The sequence below is a fragment of the Sphingobium xenophagum NBRC 107872 genome (assembly GCF_000367345.1).
Classification (GTDB): Bacteria; Pseudomonadota; Alphaproteobacteria; order Sphingomonadales; family Sphingomonadaceae; genus Sphingobium; species Sphingobium xenophagum.
This window is the reverse complement of record NZ_BARE01000104.1, coordinates 1-4025: the sequence shown is the minus strand read 5'-3', so window position 1 is coordinate 4025 and position 4025 is coordinate 1. Positions and strand designations below refer to the sequence as shown.

The 4025-nt window shown below is 59.9% G+C and carries 3 protein-coding genes; 1 reads left to right on the top strand and 2 read right to left on the bottom strand.

The window, feature by feature from the left end; translation table 11 throughout:
- Positions 1 to 88 precede the first annotated feature (88 nt).
- On the top strand, positions 89 to 2830 hold the full coding sequence (locus SX1_RS25030; RefSeq protein ID WP_026150045.1) for a LuxR C-terminal-related transcriptional regulator: 2742 nt from the start codon (positions 89 to 91) through the stop codon (positions 2828 to 2830).
- Between the two features lie 156 nt (positions 2831 to 2986).
- Here the strand turns inward: SX1_RS25030 and SX1_RS24045 are convergent, their stop codons facing one another.
- Positions 2987 to 3199 (bottom strand): DDE-type integrase/transposase/recombinase, encoded by a 213-nt coding sequence (locus SX1_RS24045; RefSeq protein WP_370670746.1) that lies wholly within the window; start codon positions 3197 to 3199, stop codon positions 2987 to 2989.
- 225 nt (positions 3200 to 3424) lie between these two features.
- Positions 3425 to 4025 (bottom strand): SDR family NAD(P)-dependent oxidoreductase (locus tag SX1_RS21860; RefSeq protein ID WP_019054814.1); only part of this gene is annotated, 601 nt, incomplete at its 5' end.

Here is a 4025-nt window from a genome sequence, read left to right as displayed (position 1 = left end):
GAGTGTTGTGATGCGACATGGTAACCCGCGCTAAAGCACGGACCGAACTTCTGAGGAAGGGGGGACACGGATCGGCGAGGAGCGGAGCATGGCCCACGGAACTCGACTGCATCTGCGCGCTGACGCATCTCGGCTCGAGCACGCCCCGGATGGCCCCTTCAGTCTGAGCGGCCCCACAGCCTGGAAGTCCTCTCCTCCCCGGTTACGCAAAGACTTCCTTACACGCACTCGCCTCAACACTCCGTTTCTCACGTGGAGCGAAATCCCGGTCATCATTGCGGAGGCACCGGCAGGATATGGCAAGACCGTGCTCCTCGGACAGTGGCGTAAGCTCGCGAGCCTCCAGGGTGCTTCAGTGGCCTGGCTCAACATCGACGAACGAGATGATGTCAACGACATCATTCAGGGCCTCTCCAGATCGATTTGCCGTGCAACGGGGAGGTCGAGTGGCCTGAAAAACCTCCCTGGCGAGACCAGTCCGCAGCGTATGCTAGAGGCGGCTGAAGGCCTGCTCGAAGAATGGTTGAGTTTCGCGAGACCGCTGCACTTGGTGCTGGACAACTTCGACCGGGTCGTCGATCGGGACGCGGCGCATCTTCTCCGATACTTGGTGACGAACGTGCCATTGAACGGCAGGATCTTCCTAGGGGCCCGTTCTGCCGCGTCGCTCCCATGGATTGCGGAACTGCAGGGTTATGGGCGTGCCGTCGTTTTGAGCCAGAACCTTATGAAGTTCAGCTTGGGGGAAACAGAGGAATATCTGTCCCGGAAGCTGCCGCCGAGACTCGGCTCGGAAGCGACGATACAGATACATGAGCAGATTGGCGGCTGGCCGATGGGCCTCGAACTGTTCTGCGCGGCACTTCAAAGCTCTAGGGCCGTCGCGAGCAACAGCACAATCCTTCGTTCCGGCAATCATCACCTGACGAGATCTCTTATCGCCGAAACCTCCAGAAGCGTCGGCGAATACCTTATCGGCACAGTGGTCTCCCGCCTTGGAAATTCGATCGGACCTTTTCTACGGGACATCAGTCTCCTGAGGCGGCTTCACCCCAGCCTGTGCGAAGCAGTAGCGGGGGCCGACAGGCTGAAACTTTTCAACCGGCTCCTCAGTTCAACGCCGCTATTCGTCGAGGATGAGGAAGAAGGCTGGTTTCGGCTCCACCCGCTCGTTCGTGATCGTCTCGAGCTTGATATCACCAAGCTTCCGGCGGCGCGCAGGGTCAGGATCAACATCAAGGCGGCCGAATGGCTCGCGAAACATGGGGAGCTGGAAGATGCGGCCGAGCACGCGTGGATCGCGGGAGCGAGCGAACTGGCCCTAAACCTCATGGAGAAATGCGCGGATTCAATGATTGCGCATGGCCGGTTCGAGGCCCTCGAGAAGTGGGTCGGTCGGCTTTCGCCCGAGCAGATCGCCAGCCGCCGTTATCTGCGCATCCCATTCGCGTTGCACGAAGTAATCGGACGTGTGGCCGGCAGCGACGGACTGGAGGACCTTTCGCAGTCCTCCCGCCGTAACATGAGGTTCGCGGCTGCCTTCGTGCGTGCGCTGAAGGCATGCCACGCGGACGATCCGGACGAGGCAGCGAGCGCGCTAGAGGAATGGTGGGACGGGCCGATTTGGGGAGGGCCGGCGATCCGTCTTGGGTACGAGAACTTGAAGGCGTGGCTGGACCGTCTCGGCTACAGGCGCGGTAGTCGCGCTCCGACATCCGTAGACACAGACCTGCCGCTTCTGAGCGAAGCGCCGTTCTCGCAGTGCGCAGCCCTCCATCTAGCTGCAATCGTGCACTTAGAAGGTGGCCAACCGATGCTTGCCCTCCAGTTGATCGGCCCGGCCCTCTCGCACTTCGAAGTGATCGAGGGTCGCAGAAGCGCTCCAGCAATGCTTGCTGCGATTACTGCCGCCGCAGCGGCGGCGGAGTGCGACCAGTTCGATCTATTAAAAGACCTACTCGCCAATCGGATGGATTTGCTTGACCGCCCCTCGTTAACGGACTCCCCGTGGATGGGGTACCTCGCTGCGTCTACGCTTGCGGAAAGCGAAGGCCAAGCCAACCGCGCCCTCGACCTCCTCGAGCAACTCATCAAGGTGGTCAGGCATTCTGGACTGCTCCGCATTGAGGCCTTAGCGATCGCGGAACTCGCAGGGTTTCAGGCGCGGGCCGGCCGCGGCAGGACCTGCGAAACGCTCGTTGCCGACCTTCGCCACCGTGTAGACGCATCACTCCCTGCGAACAGCCTAAACGGATCACGGGTCCGATCGCCGTTGCTACTCGCGGAGGCCTACATCGCAAAGACCCAGGGAAGGCCTGCCGATGCGGCGCAAATATGTGAGGCACTCATCGAGATCGCGAGCACGAGTGGACTTCGGCGAGTCGAGCTTGAGGCGCGGATATTGCGGGCCGCAGCGATCTACGATCACTCCGGGGAGGTGGTCTCGGACGCCCGACATGCAATCAGCCTAGCGAATACGTTGGGGCTCAAGCGATTGGTGCGACATTCAAAGCTCCTCTTGCAACGCGCGCTGTGGCGGGCGATCGACGAACAGCCCTCGGATCAAGTCTTCGCGACCCGTCCATCTGTCCATGCCGACCCGGCGCGGGTAGCGGAGACGAGCAGCAAGTTCTCTTTGCTCACCGCCAGAGAGGCTGAAGTTCTAACCCTGGTTGGCCGAGGCCTCTCTAACAAGGAGATCGCCCGTGCCCTTGAGATTGGTGACGGCACCGTCAAATGGCATCTAAAAAATCTCTTCTCAAAATTGGAAGCGGGCGATCGGCGGCAGTTAGTCGCGCGCTCGAAATTGCTGGGTGTTATGGAGCAGTGAAGTGTGCCTCTGATGGTGTGGTCCACTAGGGGTGAGAGGTGGACGCCATCGCCCAATTTGCCCTGCTTGAGTGTTGTCGAGTTATTAATGTGAGGGGTAGACAGATGGACCGAGTGAGGCCGGCTTAAGCTGCAGCCACCGTTGTGGACCGGGCAGTCAGGCAGGCACGGAACGTTCGCAGTGTTGATCGTGAGGTGAGGTGCCGTTGAGTATGAAGGTGTTGTAGACGGCTGCGTGTGTGGAGAGTAATCTTTGGGCAGAGGCTAGTGACTTGAACCTCTGCATCTTTCTTTCGCTTGCCCGGATCGGCAGGTGCAAATTCTCCGCTCTATTATTCTCTCGGGTACTGTCAGATGAATGCACCGCCATTTACCGCTTTGGTTCTTGGTCCTATGGGCAGCGGCGGTCTTGCTTCTATGTTCCTGATGCAATCTGCTGATGTTCCACTGTGCGAGCGCGGATGGATCGCGCCAACGTGGCCTCTCAATAAGAACAACCAGAATGTCGGTTAGTCTGACAACACCCTGTCGACATGTGGCGGGCTCCCGCAAGGGCCTTCAATACGTCCGGATAGGTAATGCAGGTTCCTATCATTTAGTGGAAGTACTGCGCGCCGTTGACGTCGATCACGGCGCCGCTGACATAGCTGGCGTAGCTCGAAGCTAGCCACAACGCCGCACCGGCTACATCATGGGGCGCACCGGCACGGCCAACAGGGATGCCTTGAATGGTCCGCACCTTCGCCTCAGCGGTTGTGAAGGTGTCGTGGAAGGGCGTGTCCTCGATAAAGCCTGGCGCGATCGCGTTGACCGTGATCCCCTGTGGCCCAAGCTCCGTCGCTAGGGCGCGCGTGAACCCGAACACCGCAGCTTTGGAGGTGGCGTAGGCGAGTGCTCCGGGGTGGCCGCCCGTGTGCCCTGCTAGGGAAGCGATGTTGATGACTCGTCCCCGGCCATTAGGAAGGTGCGCAGCAGCATGGTGAGTAAAGAGGTAGAGGCTGTCGAGGTTCACTGACAGGATCTGACGCCAAGTTGAGAGGTCCAGCTTGTTCAACGTTGCCCTGGTAATCAAGCCACCAACGTTGTTGACGAGGATGTCGATCGAACCAAAATCGTCGATTATAGCACCGACCGCGTTTGAGACTGCTCGCTCGTTGGTGGCCTCCACCGGCAAGGCCTTCGCGGGGAGACCGTCC